Source organism: Streptomyces sp. NPDC001406, assembly GCF_042895285.1.
GTDB lineage: Bacteria > Actinomycetota > Actinomycetes > Streptomycetales > Streptomycetaceae > Streptomyces.
On record NZ_JBIAWG010000004.1, the window covers coordinates 257,413 to 276,151 of the forward strand.

At 70.8% G+C, this 18,739-nt stretch carries 18 protein-coding genes; 11 read left to right on the plus strand and 7 right to left on the minus strand.

The window, feature by feature from the left end; all coding sequences use genetic code 11:
• Window positions 1–95: 95 nt before the first annotated feature.
• Complete coding sequence (locus ACFY1J_RS11480) at window positions 96–2,090, plus strand: N-acetylmuramoyl-L-alanine amidase (protein WP_390731119.1); 1,995 nt, start codon at window positions 96–98, stop codon at window positions 2,088–2,090.
• 17 nt (window positions 2,091–2,107) lie between these two features.
• Here the strand turns inward: ACFY1J_RS11480 and ACFY1J_RS11485 are convergent, their stop codons facing one another.
• The gene (locus ACFY1J_RS11485) at window positions 2,108–2,920 is read right to left on the minus strand and encodes a hypothetical protein (RefSeq protein WP_390731120.1); all 813 of its coding nucleotides are present in this window, start codon (window positions 2,918–2,920) and stop codon (window positions 2,108–2,110) included.
• A gap of 96 nt (window positions 2,921–3,016) precedes the next feature.
• Between ACFY1J_RS11485 and ACFY1J_RS11490 the strand changes: the two genes are divergently transcribed.
• From ACFY1J_RS11490 to ACFY1J_RS11505, 4 genes are all read left to right on the plus strand, one after another.
• Entirely contained in the window at window positions 3,017–3,760 is a 744-nt protein-coding gene (locus ACFY1J_RS11490; RefSeq protein ID WP_390706024.1) for a class I SAM-dependent methyltransferase, read from the plus strand.
• Window positions 3,761–3,857: 97 nt separating this feature from the next.
• Window positions 3,858–5,294, plus strand: coding sequence for a WGR domain-containing protein (locus ACFY1J_RS11495; protein WP_390731121.1), 1,437 nt, complete (start codon window positions 3,858–3,860; stop codon window positions 5,292–5,294).
• A 185-nt stretch (window positions 5,295–5,479) separates the two neighbouring features.
• On the plus strand, window positions 5,480–5,695 hold the full coding sequence (locus ACFY1J_RS11500; RefSeq protein WP_363297960.1) for a hypothetical protein: 216 nt from the start codon (window positions 5,480–5,482) through the stop codon (window positions 5,693–5,695).
• A 168-nt stretch (window positions 5,696–5,863) separates the two neighbouring features.
• Window positions 5,864–6,319, plus strand: coding sequence for a tellurite resistance TerB family protein (locus ACFY1J_RS11505; protein ID WP_390706022.1), 456 nt, complete (start codon window positions 5,864–5,866; stop codon window positions 6,317–6,319).
• A 39-nt stretch (window positions 6,320–6,358) separates the two neighbouring features.
• Here the strand turns inward: ACFY1J_RS11505 and ACFY1J_RS11510 are convergent, their stop codons facing one another.
• The 6 genes from ACFY1J_RS11510 to ACFY1J_RS11535 all read right to left on the minus strand — a co-directional run bounded on the left by ACFY1J_RS11510 (window position 6,359) and on the right by ACFY1J_RS11535 (window position 11,851).
• A complete protein-coding gene (locus ACFY1J_RS11510; protein WP_390706021.1) occupies window positions 6,359–7,291 on the minus strand; it encodes a M56 family metallopeptidase in 933 nt (310 codons plus the stop codon).
• Between the two features lie 6 nt (window positions 7,292–7,297).
• On the minus strand, window positions 7,298–7,687 hold the full coding sequence (locus tag ACFY1J_RS11515) for a BlaI/MecI/CopY family transcriptional regulator (protein ID WP_390706020.1): 390 nt from the start codon (window positions 7,685–7,687) through the stop codon (window positions 7,298–7,300).
• A 94-nt stretch (window positions 7,688–7,781) separates the two neighbouring features.
• Window positions 7,782–8,510: a TIGR03943 family putative permease subunit gene (locus ACFY1J_RS11520; protein ID WP_390706019.1), complete on the minus strand. Its 729-nt coding sequence runs from the start codon at window positions 8,508–8,510 to the stop codon at window positions 7,782–7,784.
• Complete coding sequence (locus tag ACFY1J_RS11525) at window positions 8,507–9,541, minus strand: permease (RefSeq protein WP_390706018.1); 1,035 nt, start codon at window positions 9,539–9,541, stop codon at window positions 8,507–8,509. Before ACFY1J_RS11525 ends, ACFY1J_RS11520 begins: the two co-directional genes overlap by 4 nt.
• Before the next feature lie 115 nt (window positions 9,542–9,656).
• The gene (locus ACFY1J_RS11530) at window positions 9,657–10,478 is read right to left on the minus strand and encodes a lysozyme (RefSeq protein ID WP_390706017.1); all 822 of its coding nucleotides are present in this window, start codon (window positions 10,476–10,478) and stop codon (window positions 9,657–9,659) included.
• 152 nt (window positions 10,479–10,630) lie between these two features.
• Window positions 10,631–11,851, minus strand: coding sequence for an NUDIX hydrolase (locus ACFY1J_RS11535; protein ID WP_390731122.1), 1,221 nt, complete (start codon window positions 11,849–11,851; stop codon window positions 10,631–10,633).
• A 267-nt stretch (window positions 11,852–12,118) separates the two neighbouring features.
• Here ACFY1J_RS11535 and ACFY1J_RS11540 point away from each other — a divergent pair, with 267 nt between their 5' ends.
• From ACFY1J_RS11540 to ACFY1J_RS11565, 6 genes are all read left to right on the plus strand, one after another.
• Window positions 12,119–12,469: a hypothetical protein gene (locus tag ACFY1J_RS11540; protein ID WP_390731123.1), complete on the plus strand. Its 351-nt coding sequence runs from the start codon at window positions 12,119–12,121 to the stop codon at window positions 12,467–12,469.
• A 76-nt stretch (window positions 12,470–12,545) separates the two neighbouring features.
• A complete protein-coding gene (locus ACFY1J_RS11545; RefSeq protein WP_390706013.1) occupies window positions 12,546–14,156 on the plus strand; it encodes a multicopper oxidase family protein in 1,611 nt (536 codons plus the stop codon).
• 253 nt (window positions 14,157–14,409) lie between these two features.
• Entirely contained in the window at window positions 14,410–15,423 is a 1,014-nt protein-coding gene (locus ACFY1J_RS11550) for a substrate-binding domain-containing protein (RefSeq protein WP_390731124.1), read from the plus strand.
• 71 nt (window positions 15,424–15,494) lie between these two features.
• Complete coding sequence (locus tag ACFY1J_RS11555) at window positions 15,495–17,918, plus strand: nitrate- and nitrite sensing domain-containing protein (protein WP_390706011.1); 2,424 nt, start codon at window positions 15,495–15,497, stop codon at window positions 17,916–17,918.
• A gap of 1 nt (window position 17,919) precedes the next feature.
• Entirely contained in the window at window positions 17,920–18,348 is a 429-nt protein-coding gene (locus ACFY1J_RS11560) for a roadblock/LC7 domain-containing protein (RefSeq protein ID WP_363301064.1), read from the plus strand.
• A gap of 1 nt (window position 18,349) precedes the next feature.
• Window positions 18,350–18,709 carry a DUF742 domain-containing protein gene (locus ACFY1J_RS11565; protein ID WP_390706010.1) on the plus strand — a complete coding sequence of 120 codons (360 nt, stop codon included), beginning with the start codon at window positions 18,350–18,352 and terminating at the stop codon, window positions 18,707–18,709.
• The last annotated feature ends 30 nt before the right edge of the window (window positions 18,710–18,739 follow it).

An 18,739-nucleotide genomic window follows, 5' to 3' on the forward strand; every position in this document is an offset into this window, starting at 1 on the left:
TGCCGGGCACGGAATCGTACGAGGGGTGGCATAAGGGGCAACTCCCTTGTCCTGGCCGCGTCCTGTCGCGACGAGCCTGGTTGGAGACACCTGCAATGAAGAAACGCTTCTCCCCCCGTGTCCCCAGTGCCGTCCGCAGGCACCGCCGGACGGTCCTCGTGACGGCATCGGCGGCACTGATGGCCCCGCTGCTGGCTCCGCTGCTGTCCGGCGCGCCGGGCGGTGTGGCGGCCGACCGGCGGCTGGAGAACGACTTCACGGCTGCCGCGGACGAGTACGACGTGCCGCGGAGTGTGCTCATGGGCGTGTCCTATCTGCAGTCGCGCTGGGACTCCCACAAGGGCGCACCGAGCGTCGGCGGCGGCTTTGGACCGATGCATCTGGTGGACACCCGGCTGGCCCAGAAGGCGGACCCGGCGACGCAGCCGCGCGGCAGTGCCATGGCACTCGCGGGACCGTCCCCCTCCCAGGCGGCCAAACCCGGGGGCAAGCGATCCGGGCAGCCGTCCGACCTGCAGCAGGCCGCCCGTCTGACCGGGGAGAAGGAGGAGCGGCTGCGGAAGGACACCGCCGCCAATGTGCGCGGCGGTGCGGCGCTCCTGGCGGAGACGCAGCGGCGGCTCGGCAAGCCGCTCAGCGACAATCCGGCGGACTGGTGGGAGGCCGTGGCGCGCTTCCCCGGGCTGGACGACACCACCGAGGCGGCGACCTACGCCAACGACGTGTTCGGAGTGATCCACCAGGGAGCGCACCGCACCACCGACGCCGGACAGTCCGTCACCCTGCCCGCCAGCCCGGACGTTCACCCGCGCGCTCTGAAGAACGGCGCGGCGCGGTCCAAGGAGGTCGAGTGCCCGGCCGAGCTGTCCTGCTCCTGGCTCAGCGCGCCGTACACGGAGATCGACGACGACGCGTACGGCAATCACGACCTGGGCGACCGGCCCAAGGACCAGAAGATCGAGTACATCGTCATCCACGACACCGAGGCGTCCCTGCGCTCCATGTTCCAGACCGTGCAGGACCCGACGGAGGCATCGTGGCACTACTCCATCCGCTCCAAGGACGGCCACGTCACACAGCACATCAGGACCAAGGACATGGCCTGGCACTCGGGCAGTCAGTTCGTCAACGCCCGCTCCATCGGCATCGAGCACGAAGGTTTCCTCACGCAGCCCGACACCTGGTACACCGAACAGATGTACCGGTCATCGGCCCGTCTGGTGCGCTATCTGGCCAAGAAGTACAGCGTCCCGCTGGACCGGCAGCACATCTTCGGCCACGACAACGTGCCGGCCCCGACGGCCGACAGCATCCCCGACATGCACGACGACCCGGGCCCCTTCTGGGACTGGCGGCACTACTTCGACCTCCTGGGCGCGCCCCTGCGGGCGACGGCCGGGGCGGACAGCCCCATGGTGACCGTGCTGCCGGACTACTCCACCTACAAGCCGCGCTACACCGGATGCGCCGGGCACGGTGTGCCGTGCGCTCCGCACGGTTCCAGCGCCGTCCGCCTCCACACCGAGCCGGCCGACGACGCCCCGCTGATCCAGGACCCGGGCCGGCGCCCGGACGGTGAGGACTCCACGGAGGACGTCAACGACCTGGGTTCGCGGGTCTCCGCCGGCCAGACCTACGCCGTCGCCGAGCGCCGGGGCGACTGGACGGCGATCTGGTACCTGGGCAAGAAGGCCTGGTTCAAGAACCCGAAGAAGCACCCCACGGCCGTCGGTGCGGCGGGCCGGATGGTGACTCCGAAGGAAGGTCTGAGCGAGGTCCCGGTGTACGGGCGTGCCCTCCCGGAGGAGGACGCCTACCCGGACGGGATCACGGAGCCGACCGAGTCGCCGCTGCCGTACACCCTCGGCGAGGGACAGCGGTACGTGACGATGTCCCACACCACCGGCTCCTACATCGACAGGTCGGCCTTCGAGTACACACCGAGCCCCGTGGTGAAGGGTCAGGAGATGTACTACGAGATCCAGTTCGGCCACCGGCTCGCCTACGTCCGGGCCAGTGACGTGGACATGCTGGACGCACCGGCCCTGGCAGGCCCGCGGGGACAGGCCGGCGGCCACCCCCGGCGGTGACGGGCGGCGGCCGGGTCTCATCGCAGCGTGAGCACCGGCCGGACGGAGCACCCGTCGGAGACGCCGTCACCCTCCGGGCCGTACACGAACTCGACCATGGAGGGGTTGCGGTTGGCGGTGGCCAGCGGCAGCCACGCCAGCAGATTGCCGTAACCACCGCACACCGACTCGCCACCGTCCCCGCCGTGTATCGCCGTGGCATCGCTCGTCAGCTCCGCACGATAGGTGTCGTAGGCGATGCGCAGGCCGAATGCGTTCGGCTGCTCGTGCGGCCCGGTGCGGTCCCCGTACGGGATGCGGTCCAGGGGGCAGTCGTTTCCCCATCGGAACAGGGTGTCCGCCCCGGCTCCGCAGGCGTGCTCCCACTCGTCGGAGCTCGGTATGCGCAGTCCGCGAGCCGCGAGGGCGGCCGGCACGTCTGCGGGCAGTTCGGTCAGGTCCTCGTCCAGGTCCTCGTCCTCGACCGCCATGAGCACCGTGGGCAGGACGGCGCCGCGGCGGGGGCTGAGCACCTCCGCGAGATGGGCCCGCAGATCGGGGCCGTAGCCGAATCCCTGCTCCACGCTCTCGTTGTAGTCGGCGATCTGCTCGGGCGTCGGACGCCAGGCCTCCAGGTCGAATCCCAGAGTCACCGGACCCCCGGGGACCAGCGCGAACTCCTGCCCGTCGCGCTCGATCCGGACGCGGTGCAGCGGGCCGCCCAGATGCTCGACCGTCTCGACGGCGGTCACCCGGCCGTGCACCAGGCCGGCGGCCTCCTGGGCGAGGCGCCGTGCGGTTGACGGGTCGAAGGACCGCCACTGGTCGAGCGTGAGATCAGCAAGTGACATACGGCGCAGTGTGGCACGCGGGTCCGACAGTCGGCCGTCGGCCAAGGGCTTGCGATGTGGCAGCCCGGAGCCCCGCCCTTTCGCATACTGAGCGACATGGCCACCTACGACACGCTCGGCGCCACGTATGCCCGGACTCGACGGCCGGATCCGAGGATCGCCGCCCAGATCCACACCGCACTCGGGAACACGACGGACGTGATCAATGTCGGAGCCGGCACCGGCTCGTACGAGCCGCCGGGAACCGTTCTCGCGGTCGAGCCCAGCCAGGTCATGCTCACCCAGCGCCCGCCGGGCTCCGCCCCCGCCGTGCAGGCGGTGGCGGAACGGCTCCCGCTGCGTGACGACGCGGCCGACGCCGTCATGGCACTGCTGACCATCCATCACTGGGCCGACCTGACGGCCGGGATCGCCGAGCTGCGCCGGGTCGCCCGCCGCCGCATCGTCGTCCTGACCTGGGATCAGGACGTCTTTCGCGAGCGGTTCTGGCTCGTACGGGAGTATCTGCCCGAGGCGGCCGCGCTGGACGACGCCCGCGCGGTGCCGATCGACCGGCTCGTCGAACTGCTCGGCGGGGCCCGCCAGGAGCCGGTCCCGGTCCCCCACGACTGCGTGGACGGGTTCGGTGCCGCGTACTGGCGCCGCCCCCACGCCTACCTCGACCCTCAGGTGCGCGCCGGGATATCCATGTTCACCCAGGCCGGCGACGACCTGATCGCGCCCGGCCTGAACCGGCTCGCGGACGACCTGCCGACCGGCCGCTGGCAGGCCCGTCACGCCGAACTCCTCGCCCTCGACAGCGTCGACGTCGGCTACCGGCTCCTGGTGGCGGACTTCTGACGGACCCGTTGTCAGTGCCCTCCCGTATGTTTCGATCATCGAAGGGCGCGCCGCGGGGCGGTGGCGCCGGTGGGGTCGTGCACGGGAGGGACCGGTCGTGGCGGAGACGACGTATCTGGAGCTGTCCGAGGACGGCGGCGGGGCGCACAAGTTCTACGAGGTGACGGTCGACGGCACCGCGGTCACCGTGCGCTACGGCCGCATCGGCGCGTCCGGCCAGGTGCAGTCGTCGTCGTTCGCGACTCCTGCCAAGGCGCAGGCGGCCGCGGCGAAGAAGATCGACCAGAAGGTCCGCAAGGGATACGCGGCGGCCGTGCGCGGGCAGCGTGCGCCCCGTTCGGTGACACGGCGCCAGGTCGGCTCCGCGCCGTCGACGGCGCGCGCCACGGCGCCGGTGCTGTGGCGCTTCCGCACCGGTTCGGCCGCGTTCGGCATCCATGTCGACGAGGACCGTGTCTGGGTGGGCAACCAGGCGGGCGAGGTCTACAACCTGGGCCACGACGGCGAGGTGATGGCCCGTTACCTGCTCCCCGACGGCGTGAAGTGCCTGGTCGCGGACGACTTCTGGATCTACGCGGGCTGCGACGACGGCCGTGTGTACGACCTCTCCTCGAAGCTGCCGTTCGCCGCGTACGAGATCGCCGCGAACGTCGACATCTTCTGGCTGGACATCCACGAAGGAGTGCTGAACGTCTCGGACGCGGCGGGCGGCCTCACCGTGATCGACCACGAGGACGAACACCAGTGGTCCCGCCGGTCGTCCGGCGGAATGGGCTGGATGGTGCGGGCCGATGAACGCGCCGTGTACCACGGGCACGCCGAGGGCGTGACGGCCTACGCGCCGGACGGGGGCGGCGAGTTGTGGCACACCGACACGCGCGGGGGTGTGCTGTTCGGCTGGCAGGAGGCGACGTCGGTCTACGCGGGCACGGACCGTCATGTGGTGCAGCGTCTGTCGAAGGCCACCGGACGGGTCGAGGGCGTCTACACCTGTGACGCCGTGGTGTACTCGTGCGCCACCGCCCCGGGTGGCCGCTATGTCTTCGCGGGCGACAACTCCTCGTCCGTGTACTGCTTCGACGCGTCGGGCACCCGGCTGTGGAAGCTGCGCACGGGCAACGGCTCGGCCCTGTCGATGCAGTACTTCGACGAGCGGCTGTATCTGGTCACCACCGACGGGTCGCTGGTGTGCGTGGACACGTCGGAGGCGGCCATCGCGGCCGCCCAGCAGGGCTCGGTGCCCGTCGCCGTCGATGTGAAGTCGGCCGCCGCCCTGCCCACCTACAACCCGGCGACGTCGATGTCCGCTCTGGCGACCGTCAGCACGCCGCCCGCGGGCGGGGTGGTCGTGGAGTGCGTCGATCAGGGTGGGCGACTGCGGGTCCACGTGGTGTCCGAGGGCTTCGAGCCCGGCTGGAACGTGCAGTTCCCGCGGGAGATACGGCAGGCGGGTGCGCGCTATGTGGTCGATGCGGTCCACGCTGCGGCGGGCGGTTTCTACCGCGTACGGGGCGAGATCCGCCGAGTGCGGTGAGCAGGCACACCGACTGACACCGGGCGAGCGCACGTCACGACGGTCGGCCGTACGGGTTCCTCCGTAAGGGTTCGTTCCTCCGTTCGGGTCCGAGTGGGCCACGGCACCGACGGTGAACCGTCGGTGCCGATCACGCTTGGACGTGCCGGCAGGTTCGGCACGTCCCGTGACGAAGGAGAACAAGGATGGCGATCGATACGGTTGAACGATTCCTGGCCGCCCTGAGCCCACACGACCGGGAACTCGTCCAGCAGCAGCCGCGCGCGGAGCAGGTGAGGCTCGCCGACGCCTGGGAGCGGGAGCTCGCCGAGGACACGGACCTCGACACGCTGAGCGAGCTGTCTCCCCCCGCGGCCGAGAGCGAGGCCGCGGCACGGGTTCTCAAAGGCCGCTTCGAGTAGGTGACATCGCCTTTCTCGTCGAGGACGAGGACCGCACCGCAACGTCGGCGAGCCGCCGATCGTCGACAGAAGGGAGAAAGAGGACAGGAGGGGAAATCAGGCCCGGCTGCGCACCCCTCCTGATAATTTCTACAAGACTGTAGAGAATCACGACCGTCTGGAGTTCGCATGGCCCTGTGGGACCGCGTCAAGGAATCCGCATCTCAGATGCAGACCCAGTTGGTGGCGAAGAAGAACGACCTGAAGAGCGGCGCCTTCCGCGACGCGAGCATGGCGATGTGCGCGCTGGTCGCCGCGGCCGACGGCACCGTGGACCCCTCCGAGCGGCAGCGTGTGGCCCAACTGATCGCCACCAACGAGGTTCTGCAGAACTTCCCGGCCGACGACCTGCGCCGCAGGTTCGAGGACAACCTCAACAAGCTGATGGCCGACTTCGCCTTCGGCAAGGTGAGCGTGTTGCAGGAGGTCGCCAAGGCGAAGAAGAAGCCTGCCGAGGCCCGTGCCGTGATCCAGATCGGCATCGTCATCGGCGGCGCCGACGGCAACTTCGACAAGGACGAGCAGGCGATCGTCCGCGAGGCCTGCTTCACCCTCGAACTGCCGCCGCACGAGTTCGACCTCTGACCGGCACGAGCCCGCCACGGCCGACGGGACGGGGCGGGCTCACAGGGGTGTCGCGGCGTGCAGGATGAAGAACATCGTCACGGCGGAGTTCGCCGACGACATCGCCGATACGGCGGCACCCGCGGCCGCACACCACGCCGCCAGCCCCACCGAGGTGAAGACCGAGGGCCAGCGGCGCACGGCCGGCGCGGGGCCGAGCAGGGCAGCGACCCGGCGCGGTACGGGCCCGGTGGCGGCGAGACCGGCCAGGGTGGCCGGCGGGGCACCGGGAGAGACGAGCGCCGCCTTGCCGATCGCGCGGGCCACGGTCCGGCGGCTGCCGACCTTGCGAGCCGCCTCCTCGTCCGCCCACCGCTCCGCCGTGTACGACACCGCCGTACGCAGCGGCCGCAGGAACGGATTGGCCTGCGCGGCAAGTTGGACGGCGAGCAGATGACGGTGGTGGCGCTGCGCGAGATGGGCGCGTTCGTGGGCGAACAGGGCCCGGCGTTCGGCCGGTTCGAGGCAGGACAGCAGCGCCGTGGTCACCACGACCCGGTCCCGGCGGCCGCCGGGCAGCGCATACGCGTACGGTACTTCGTCGGGCAGGACCGCGACCTCCGTGGCCGGCAGCCCGGCGAGCGCGCGGTGCGCACGGCGGCGCACGCGCCGGTGCCGCCACAGACTCCGGCCGCAGACCGCGACCACCGCACAGAGCGCGGGGATCGCCACCCGGCCGGCGACCTCGTCGTACGGAACCGCGTCACGCACCTCCGGATCCGACCAGCCGTCGGGCAGCGGGTTGCCGGGCAGTTGGGCCGTGCCGACCACCATCACCAGGCCGAGACAGACCGTGCTGCACGCCGCCATCACCGCGGTCACCCCCGTGAGCAGCCGTGTCGCGGTGCGTGGATGCAGGTGTTGTTCGGCCAGGCGTGCGATCGGCCAGGCCGTCAGCGGGAGGATCAGCGGCAGAAAGACGAACACCCCCATCAGGATTCAGCCGTCCCTCTCCGTCTCGGTGTGGCCGAGCAGTTCGCGCAGCAGCCGCTCGTCGTCCGGGCCGAGACCGGTGACGAAGCTGGCCAGAACGGCCTCACGGTCGCTCTCGGCGTCCAGCACCTTGCGCATCTTCCGGGCGGCGAGACCCGCCTGGTCCGACGCGGGCGTCCAGGCGAAGGACCGGCCCGCCCGCTCCCGGGTGACCGCTCCCTTCGCCAGCAGCCGGGTCAGGATCGTGATCACCGTCGTATAGGCGAGGTCTTCGCCCAGGCGCTCCTGCACCCAGCCCGCGGTCGCCGGGCCGTCCGCCTCCCGCAGCGCCGACAGGACCATCGCCTCCAGCTCGCCCTGCCCCCGCCGCCGGGCACGCCGCCGGTGATCCGTCACGCCCTGACTTCCTTCCGCCGCTGCCCGTTTCCCGGACGGCCATCGTATGTCGGCCGGGGCGGGCTCCGGCTTCGCGGTGAACGCCGGACAGACTCTAGGACGGGGTGAGAGGCAGGTCGTCCGTGAACGCGTTGACCGGCTGGGCCATGGGCTGGAGTCGACGTACGTCGAGGGCCGCTTCCGCGGATCTCGTGCCGAGGGTGCCCTTGGGGTGCCACGCGCCGGTCACCGCCAGCCAGGTGTTGGCGGGCGGGGCCGGGGTGCCGTACACGCGGACCTTGACCGTCTGCGAGTCGGCGGCGCAGCACGTGAAGATGATCCGGGTCAGATACCAGCCGCCGCCCCGCCCGGCCGGGGTGGCGAAGCCGGTCAGCCGGACGCTGCGGCCCTTGATGGCGAGGCTGCGGTCCTGCTGGACGCGGCTGGTGAAGTCCGTGAGCGTCATGGCCAGGGGGGAGCCGGCGGGCAGGGGGTCGAACCGCTTCTGCGCCCTGACCGCCTTGTTGTTCGAGTGGGCCGCGGTGTAGGCACCCAGGGCGGGCGGGGCGTAGAACAGAAGGCTCACGGCGGGGAGGAAGAGCAGCCAGGCGACGCGGGGAGCGGTGGAGTGGTCGTGGCCGTGCGCGTGACCGGCGTGTTCCTCGTGCCCCCGGTCCAGGGCCGCGCTCGCCAGGCCCAGCAGGGTGAGCAGCACGCCGGAGGCGATGAGCAGCGGGCGCAGGCCTTCCTTGACGTAGCGCAGATAGAGGTCGGTGAACAGGGCGGCGTGCAGCAGGCCGAGGCCGGTCAGCACCAGCAGCGCTGTCTGGGCGTGGCGTTTCACAGCAGCACGCCTCCGATCAGGACGCCCGCGGCGATCGCCACCACGGTGGTCGCCGTGGAGAAGCGCCAGGCGAAGGCGCGGCCGAAGGTGCCCGCCTGAAGGGCGATCAGTTTCAGGTCGACCATCGGGCCGACGACCATGAACACGAGACGGGCGGTCGGCGAGAAGCCGGTGAGCGAGGCCGCAACGAAGGCGTCGGCCTCCGAGCACACCGCCAGGAGGACGGCGAGGGCGGCCAGGAAGAGCACCGAGAGCCAGGGCGAGCCGGAGAACGCGTCGAGGACCGAGCGCGGCACCAGGACGTTGAAGGTCGCCGCGGCCATGGCGCCGAGGACGAGGAAGCCGCCGGCGTGCAGGAAGTCGTGCTGGAAGCCGAGCCGGAACTCGGTCCAGCGGCTGTGCCCGTGCCGGTGGCCCGCGTACCGGACGGCCGGACGCAGCCATTCCTCCTTGCCCAGCCACAGCCACAGCCAGCCCATCAGCGCGGCGGTGACGAGCGAGGCGAGCAGCCGGGCGGCGACCATCGCGGGGCTGCCCGGGAAGGCCACGGCGGTGGCGGTCAGCACCACCGGATTGATCGCAGGGGCGGAGAGCAGGAAGGCGAAGGCCGCGGCCGGGGTGACGCCCCGGCGGATCAGGCTGTTCGCGACGGGTACGGAGGCGCATTCGCAGCCCGGCAGGACCGCTCCGGCCACCCCGGCCACCGGAACGGCGAGGGCGGGGCGCCGGGGAAGCGCCCTGGTGAACAGGTCGGCCGGTACGAAGGCGTTGATCGCGCCGGACAGCACCGTGCCCAGCAGCAGGAACGGCAGTGCCTGGACGGTGATGGCCAGGCAGACGGTGCGCCAGGCCTCGACCGCCGGGTGGTTCAGCCACTGGGTTCCGGCGAGCGCGAACACCACCGCCACCGCGCCGGCTGCCGTCGCGGCCCCGGCGACGAACGGCCGCGGGAGCAGCCGCCGTCTCGGTGGGCTGACGGGTACGACCGCCACCCCTCCCGCCGCATCAACCAGTTCATCCGCTTTTGGCATTTTTACTCCAAATATCGGATCCGTGGCTGAACATAAGCGACGAGGACGGCCGGCGCCGCGCGCACACGCCGCCGGGCGCGAACGGAGGATTGCGGAACGGGCGTTGACGGGCGGTTCAGCCGGTGGCCAGCTCTTTCAGCCGGTCCGTGGATCCGTTGAACCTGTCGCGGTCGCCCACGAGCTCCCCGGTGGAGGTGTACTGCCACATCGTGTGCGTCGACCAGCCCGCCGGCAGTTCCCCGACGGACGAGGCGTAGCGCGCGACCCACAGGGGGTTGGTCGCCCCGAAGCCGCCGTAGCTGTTCGTACAGCTGTTCCACCAGCTGGTGGCGGTGTAGATGACGGCGTTGCGGCCGGTGCGGGACTTGTACCGGTTCAGGAAGTTACGGATCCATGTGACCATCGCGCTCGGCGACTTGCCGTAGCAGTCGTCGCCGTAGGGGTTCCATTCGATGTCGAGCACACCCGGCAGCGTGGTGCCGTCGTCGCTCCAGCCGCCGCCGTGGTCGACGAAGTAGTCGGCCTGGGAGGCGCCGGTGCCGGTGTCGGGCGTGGCGAAGTGGTAGGCGCCGCGGATCATGCCGACCTTCCGCGAGCCGTTGTACTGGTCGGAGAAGGAGGGGTTGGTGTAGTACGTGCCTTCGCTCGCCTTGGTGTAGGCCCACTTGACCCCGCTGCTCCACAACTTCGACCAGGCGACGTCACCCTGGTAGCTGGCGACGTCGACACCTTCGGTCTGACCGGCGCGCGCGTCGCCGGGTGTTCCGCTGCTGCCGTCGTGGGTCATGACTCCCATGCCCATATGGGCGGAGCCGCGCACCGGAGTGCCGTCGGCCGAGGCGGGTACAGCCGCCGACGGCACGAGCAGCGCCAGAACGGCGGACGGGACGACGGCCGCGGCAAGACGTGTGCGGCGGGCACGTGTGGCTGTGGCCATGGCTGTGTGTATGGATGATCGTTGCACGCAGACCATCTGACCCGCGGTCGGCCGCCGCCGCACGCCAAGCGCCGCCCAACGGAGGGCGATCGGGGCCGGATGGCTCCGATCGAGTGACCCCCGGGGTTGCCCGGAGGGCGTCTCGCCACCGCTCACCCGCGTTCATCCATGAACCGCCGCACGACCGCGCCCAGGTAGTCCACTTGAGGTCCGCCGAGTCCGGCCGCCTCGGCCTCGGAGCCGACCAGGACGATCCGGTCCAACTCTGGCTCACGCCCGTGTGCCGTCTCCGCGGCGACCAGAGCCGCGAAGTGCTGGTGCAGCAGTTCGGCCGGCCGGGCCGGGGCGCGGAACAGGAATCCGACGTTCCCGCGCTCTCCGCGGGTGACCAGCCAGAGGGTCAGGTCCTCGGGCGGTGTGTCGAGGCCCGTCTCCTCGACCAGTTCCCGCGCGGCATGGGCACGGAGCGCGGCCACGTCGAGCGGCTCGCCGTGCGGCGGCGGTTCCATCGAGCCTCCGGGCAACTGCAGTCGGCCCGGGGCGGCCGTCGAGGCCGACATACGGCCCACCAGGAGACGTCCGTCGTCCGTCGGCTGCACCAGGGCGACGAACACCGAGGACACCGAGGGCGCCCCCGGTACCCGGCGCAGGCCGCGGTACCGGTAGGTGGCTCTCGCCCAGGAGAGGACGAGGCTCCCCGCCTCCTCCCGCAGACCCGTGCACGCCACCGCCGGACCGTCGAAGAGGCTCGGGTCGGCCCGGACCGCCTCGTCCCAGACACGGTCCATGGCACGCCGGACGGCGGCCGGCAACGAGGGCGCCTCGCCCTCGACGAAGCTGATCGTGCGCGCGGCGAAGAGCTCCGTCGGAGCGACGTTCCAGTCGGGCGGCAGGTCCGCGTCGCACAGGACGCAGACGAAGTGGTCCTCGCGTACGACATTGACCTGCCAGCACGACACACAGCGGCGGAAGACCACCTCATGGGTGAAACCACCGGGACGGACGAGGCCGGCCCGGTCCAGCGCGTCCGCGACGGCCGGCCATGAGCCGGCGTCCGGGCAGTAGCCGGTCGACTGGTTGCTGACCTCGTCGACCGCCCACCGTCCGCAGTCCTCCCGGAAGCTCATCTCCCCGGCGCTGAGCACCGGCCCGCCCCCGGCGCAGACCACATGCTCGCTGCGGCGCGGCGCGAGGCGCAGCACGCCCTCGGGATCGACCACGAAGGTGAACGGCTCGGCCAGTTCCACCGCGCCGCGAGCCGACACCCATCGCGCGAAGTCCGCCGCGCAGCGTATGCCCTCGCCCTCTCCGCCCGGCCGCACGAGCCCCAACAGATCACCCGGTCCGACATAGCCGTATGTCCGTGCCGCCATGCCCATGCCCCCGTACACTCCGTGCCGCCGTCCACGGACCGATCATGCACGGCGCACCACGTCGGCGCCCATTACTCCGTGCGAGTGGTGCATCGGCCGGGACGGTCGTAGCGTCGATACAGAGGCGATCGCCCACTACCGGGAGCAACGATGGCAAGACCAGCGGTGTACACAGCGATCATTCTCGGGGCGGGCACGGTACTCACAGCGTCGATGACAACGGCCTCCGCCACCCCGCCCGCATCGGTACAGGCTGCCCCGCGGGCAGTGACGCAGCCGTCGGCCCCGGTGCTCGTCGACTGCGCGTTCCACTCGAACACGCAGCCCGTGAACTTCATCCTGGCCTGCGGAGACGGCAACAGCCGGCTGGTCGCGATGCACTGGTCGCAGTGGGGCCCGACGTCCGCGACGGCCGTGGGGGTGAACGTGGTGAACGACTGCAAGCCGTACTGCGCGGCAGGTACGTTCCACGGATACCCGGTGGTCATCCGGCTGGAGCGCCCGGAGCCCTGGAAGAGGGACCCGCGGATGGCGCACTTCACGCAACTGAGCCTCACCTACACCGACACCCGGCCGGAGGGATACAACCGGGTCATGACCGTCCCCCTGTGGGACTGACCGCGGCGGCCGACACCACCGAACGAGTCGCCCCCGGTTAACGGACATATCACCACAAAACGTGTGTTATTCAGTCATGCACACACCTTCGCGCCGTACCTTGCTCCGTGCCCCGATCGCGGCCGTCGGCTTGGGAGTACTCGCCGGCTGCACCGAATCCGGCCCGGACCCGCAAACCAGTCCCCGCCTCGGCAACGGGGCGAGCGTGGACAGTGGCGGCTTCGTCCCCAAAGGTCCCAAGGGATATGTCCTGCCCTCGGGTCCCGAGGTCCGCGCCACCGAGCGAAGGCGCGGGTCCGGCCCTGTGCGCACGTACAAGTTCACCGCCGAACCGGTGACCGTGGATCTGGGCGGACGAAGGGTGAACACCTGGGGCTACGCCGACACCCTGCCCGGGCCGCTGGTCCGCGTCACCGCCGGGGACGTCCTCAGCCTCACCCTGGCCAACCGCCTGCCGACCACGACCACCCTCCACTCCCACGGCGTGCGCCTGCGCTGCGACATGGACGGCGTCCCCGACCTGACCCAGCCGCCCATCCCGGCCGGAACGGACTTCACCTACCGGTTCACCGCCAGCCACCCGGGCACGTACCTGCTGCACTCCCACGTCGGAATGCAGCCCGACCGCGGCCTGTACGCCCCCCTCGTCATCGACGACCCCAAGGAGCCCCTCGCCTACGACAAGGAGTGGCTGATCGTCCTGGACGACTGGCTCGACGGCGTGAACGGCTCCACCCCCGACAACGTCCTGACGCAGCTCATCCCCCCGGGCAAGCACGTGACGATGGAGGGCATGGGCGTGGCCAGGGGTGCCGAACACGGCCATGCGGGCCCGAAGGGCGCCGGTCCCTCCCGCCTCCTCCCCCACTCCTTCAGCCGCATGCTGCACAGCGAGGGCGGCAGTGTGGCCTACCCCCACTACCTCATCAACGGACGCGTGCCGTCGGCCCCGTCCGTGTTCAAGGCCAAGCCCGGCGACCGCATCCGGCTCCGGATCATCAACGCGGGCTCCGAAACCGCCTTCCGCGTCGCACTCGGCGGCCACACCATGACCGTCACCCACACCGACGGCTATCCGATCGAGCACAAGCGCACCGACGCGCTCATCGTCGGCATGGCCGAGCGCTACGACGTCCTGGTCACCGTCAAGGACGGCGTCTTCCCGTTCGTCGCCCTCGCCGAGGGCAAGAACGGCCAGGGCATCGCCCTCCTGCGCACCGGCAAGGGAAGAACCGTTCCGCCAGCCAATGTCCACCCCGCCGAACTCGACGGAGAGCTGGTACCCGCCCGCCGTATGAGACCGCACGAGTCCGTGGACCTCGGCAAACGCGAGCCGGACCGGGAACTGCGCGTCAGACTCACCGGCGACATGAAACGGTTCGACTGGGGTTTCGACCACAAGCCCTACTCCGTCACCCAACGCCACCCCGTCCGTCAGGGCGAACGCGTCCGGCTCACCCTCGTCAACGCCACCGACATGTGGCACCCGCTGCATCTGCACGGCCACACCTTCGCCCTCGCCGCCCTCTGGGACGCCGGAGCCCGCAAGGACACCTCGATCGTGCTCCCCCACCGCAAGCTCGTCGTCGACTTCGACGCCGACAATCCCGGCCTCTGGATGCTCCACTGCCACAACCAGTACCACTCGGAAAGTGGCATGATGACGGTCCTCGGCTACAGCGCATAACCGCGCCGCCACGCCCGACCGCCGCTCCCCACCAGGGAGCGGCGGCCCAGGTCGCGCCCGCACAACTCGCGCGCACCGCCCGGATCGTCACGATGCGGCAGCGACAACGCACTAACGCTGATCGCTCACTTGACTACCTGCGGTCACACACGATTGGCTCCGGCCAGGAGAGTCGCCGGTCGGCACACATATGTGCCGCGGGTCGCGATCCATCCCCCTCATGCTCGGCCGCACAGCGAGGTGCCGCACCCTCATGAACACTCCTCCCCCGAGTCCAGCCCACCGCAGACCGGCGCACGGCCTCATGCCGGCCGCGGTGCTGGTCGTCACCTGTCTGCTCATATCCGGCTGCTCCGGATCCGACGGCGCCCGGTCGGAGTCGAGCGCCGGCAAGGCGGGCACCCCCCGCATCAAGATCACCCTGGTCAGCCACGGCGACCGGGGTGACACCTTCTGGGACCTGGTGCGCAAGGGCGCGGAGGCAGCGGCGGCCAAGGACAACGTCGAACTGACCTATGCCGGCGACCTGGACGCCGCCGGGCAGGCCGAACTGGTGCGGGACGCGATCCGGGACAAGACCGACGGCATCGCGCTGACCCTGGCCAAGCCGGAGGCGATGAAGGGCCCGATCGCCCGGGCCAGGGCGGCGGGCATACCGGTGGTGGCCCTCAACTCCGGTATAGACGTGTGGAAGTCGGAGGGAGTCCTGGAGTACTTCGGCCAGGACGAGAGCGTCGCGGGCCGCGCGGTCGGCGACAAGCTGGACGGTCTCAAGGCCGCGCACACCCTCTGTGTCATCCACGAGCGCGGCAACATCGCCCTGGAGGCGCGCTGCGCCGGAGTGAAGAAGACATTCACCGGCCGCACGGACATGCTCTATGTGGACGGCACCGACATCAAGGCCGTGACCGACTCCATCGCGTCCCGGCTGCGGCAGGACCCGAGCATCGACGAAGTCGTCACGAACGGCGCCCCGTTCGCGCTCGCCGCGGTGAACTCCGTCGAGCAGGCGGGCAGCAGGGCGCACATCGCGACCTTCGACCTCAGCAAGGACCTGGTCAAGGCCGTGCGGAGCGGGGACGTGCAGTTCGCCGTGGACCAACAGCCGTATCTGCAGGGCTACCTGGCCGTGGACTCGCTGTGGCTGTACCGGACCAACGGCAACGTCAGCGGCGGCGGCGTGGCCCCCGTGCTCACCGGCCCCGCATTCGTGACCAGGACGAACGTGGCCGCGGTGGCCAAGTACGCCGCCAATGGCACACGTTGACCTGCCCCGCCCTCGACCCACCGCGCTCCGCGCGCACTCCCCCGCCCCGCTGACCGCCCTCTAGGACGACGATGTCTCCACGGACAGGTGCCCGGCGCCGTCTCGGCTCCATACGTCTCTCCCTGATCCTGCTGGCGCTCGTGCCGAGCGTCACCCTCGCCGCCATGTGGGGCGTGACGACGACACAGATGTTCTCCGAAGGACTACGGCTGCGCTCGCAGACGCAGCTGAGCAGGTCCACCGGGGCGATGGGCACCGAGGCCACGCTCGCCCTGCAGCAGGAGCGCAGCCTGTCGGCCGTATGGGTGGCCTCGGGGCACGGCTCCCGGGCCGCACTGGACGCCCAGCGGAAGAAGACCGACGCGGCGGTCGCCAAGCTGGTCGACCGGGCCGACGCGATCAAGAAGGCACCGGCCCGCATCAAGGACCGGCTGTACTCGGTCGTCGCCTCGGTGAGCAGCCTGGAGTACTACCGCGGCCAGGTGGACGACCCCACCGACATCACCGCCGCACAGTCGCTCGGCCAGTACACCTCGATCATCGACGACCAGATCCACGGCTTCCAGGAGCTCTCCCAGGTCGACGACGGCGACCTCACCTCGCAGGCCGGTCCGCTCGTCGCGCTGGAGCACGCGGCCGAGCTGGTGTCCGAGGAGGACACACAGCTCACCCTGGCCGGGCCCACCGGGTACATGGACGAGAAGACCTGGGCCGAGTTCGCGCAGTTGGTGAACGCCCGCCGCTGGCTCGTACAGGACCAGATCGTCCCCTCGCTCACCGGTGACGCGAAGCGGCAGACCGAGCGGATCCTGCAGAGCGCGGACTGGAAGACCCTGGAGTCCATCGAGGGCCAGGTGCTCGCGGCCCGCGCGACCATGGGCAAGGACCACAGGATCGCCCTGCCGGACGTGCAGAAGCAGTGGCGCGCCGCGCTGATCAAGGTCTCCGACGAGTACTCGGTCCTCATCCGGCAGCGGACGGCCGACCTGCTCCACCGCAGCGCCGAAAGGGCGCACGAACTGCTGGTCACCGCCGCCTCCCTGAGCGTCGGCGGACTCGTCGCCCTGCTGCTGTGCGTCGGCATGTCCTGGCGCATCACCCGCTCCCTGTCCCGGCGGCTGCACGGTCTCAGGATGGCCACCCTCGGCCTGGCCGAGGACCGGCTGCCCGACGTCGTCGCCCGGCTGGACCGCGGCGAGCGGATCGACGTGGAGCTGGCGACACCGCCGCTGGACTACGGCGAGGACGAACTCGGCCAGGTGGCCAAGGCGTTCAACACCGCACAGCGCACGGCCGTGCACACCGCGGTCGAACTCGCCGACATCCGGCGCGGCTTCCAGAAGGTCATCCTCGGTATCGCCCGGCAGAGCCAGAACCTGGTCAACCTTCAGCTCAGCAGGCTCGACGGGCTGGAACGGCAGCACACCGACCCGGACGTCCTCAAGGGTCTGTACGAACTCGACTCCACCGCAAGCCAGTTGCGCCGCTACGAGGAGAACCTCGTCATCATCAGCGGTGAGCGGCCCGGACGCAGCTGGACCGAGCCGGTCGCGCTGATCGACATCCTGCGCAGCGCCGTCGGCGAGGTCGCCGAGTACCAGCGGGTGGACGTGCGCACCGACGAGGAGGTGAGCCTCGCCCCGCCCGCGGTCGCGGACGTGATCCATCTGCTGGCCGAGCTCATCGACAACGCGACCGTGTACTCCCCCGCGCCCAGCCCGGTCGAGGTGCGCGCGGCGATGGTGGCCAAGGGCCTGGCCATCGAGGTCGAGGACCGCGGGCTCGGCATGTCCGAGGAGGACTACGCCTCGCTCAACGCCCAGTTGGCGGTGGAGCCCCAGTTCGACGTGGTGGCCCTGGCCGACGACCTTCGGCTTGGCATGTTCGTGATTGCCCGGCTCGCCACCCGGCACGGCATCGCCGTCACCCTGCGTCCGTCGCCGTTCGGCGGCACCACGGCGATCGTCCTCGTCCCGCACGAGATCGTCGTACGGGAGACCCCCGCGCCGGACGCCACGGACGGGGTGGCGGACGAGAAGGAGACCGAGGCCGCGCCGCCCCTCCCCCAGCGAGCGCGACAGGCGAAGCCGGCCCGGACCGCCGACGCCCGCGAGGAGCCGCCCCGGTCCGGTGGGGCCGGCCGGTCCGGCAGCTCCGTCCCGCTGCCGCGCCGCGTGCCGCAGACGAGTCTGGCGCTCGAACTGCGCGAGGAGTCGGCGCCGGCCGAGGAGGACGGCTTCCCGGACGACTTCACCGCGGAACGCGCCGCGTCGTCGCTGGCCGGCTTCCAGCGCGGCACGCTCAAGGCACGTGACGAGGAGGGCGAACCGCAGTACGACCAGGCAGAGAAGGATCCGCAGTACGACCAGGCAGAGGAAACCGCTCCACAGGACCCGGAGGTGGACGTCCCCGCCGCAGCCGAGCTCCCGGCTCCGCCCGAGCAGCCGGACCCCGCTCCTCGACTCAGCCCGCCGACCGCTCATGAAGGACGCTGACATGACCCGCCCCACCCCTGCCACGCACACCCAGCTCGACCAGCTGCTCACCGGACTCGTCGACCGGGTCGCCGAGGTGAACCACGCCGTCGTCCTGTCCGAGGACGGACTCGTGGTCAGCAAGTCGACCGGGTTCCTGCGCGACGACGCCGAACGCCTGGCCGCGACCGCGTCCGGTCTGATGAGCCTCAGCAAGGGCGTCAGCATGGACTTCCGCGGCGGTCCGGTGCGCCAGGCCCTCATCGAGATGGCCAACAGCTATCTGATCCTGACCGCCGCCGGACCCGGCGCCCATCTCGTCGTCCTCACCAGCCAGGGCGCCGACGTGGGTGTGGTGGCGTACCAGATGAACATGCTGGTGAAGAAGATCGGCGAGCACCTCAGCGCGGCACCGCGCACGGGCCTCGTCGTGTCCGAACGCGGCGAGTGAGGTGAGCGGGGGCGACGCGGCGGGCCGTCTCGTACGGCCGTTCGCCCTGACCGGCGGACGGACCCGGCCCAGCCGCGCCGACTTCACGCTGATCACGACGGTGACCGCGGTGGATCCGCCGCCCGCGTGGGCCGGCCGGCTGCAGCCCGAGCACACCCGGATCCTTCGGCAGTGCGCTCGGCCGGTCGCCGTCGCCGAGCTCGCCGCCCACCTCGACCTGCCCGTGAGCGTCGTCGTCATCCTGCTCTGCGACCTGCTGGAGTCCGGCCGGATCACCGCCCACCCACCGCACCCCCTCTGCCACGCGGAACCCGATCTGGAGCTGCTGCAGAAGGTGCGGGACGGCCTCGGGCATCTGTGAGACCCACCGAAGACGAAAGGGCACCGCCAC